The organism is Ochrobactrum sp. SFR4, assembly GCF_019730395.1.
Lineage (GTDB): Bacteria > Pseudomonadota > Alphaproteobacteria > Rhizobiales > Rhizobiaceae > Pseudochrobactrum.
On record NZ_JAAPBB010000678.1, the window covers coordinates 1 to 281 of the forward strand.

Genomic DNA, 281 nt, shown 5'->3' on the forward strand with positions numbered 1-281 from the left:
CTGATCCGTCAGAAGCCCGAAGCCCGGAATATTCGCTGTCCAGCCAAAGCCAGCACCTTCGCGAAGCTGCGGTGTAAAGCTTTCAATGGTAACTTTCAGCACATCACCCGGTTTGGCGCCGTCCACAAAGATCGGGCCGGAAACAGGGTTGATCTTAGCAAAATCCAGCGCTTTGACATCCTCGACGGTAGAACGGGGGCCAAGCTGGCCCCCTGAACTATCAAGGCACTGGAACAGGATCGTTTCACCCGGTGCGGCAGTCAATGCAGGTGCAAAGCTGT

The 281-nt window shown here is 55.9% G+C and carries 1 protein-coding gene; it reads right to left on the reverse strand.

Features of this window, described 5'->3' with window-relative positions; translation table 11 throughout:
* A partial coding sequence (locus HBA93_RS20775) for an acetamidase/formamidase family protein (protein ID WP_286202103.1) occupies window positions 1-281 on the reverse strand: 281 nt, incomplete at both ends.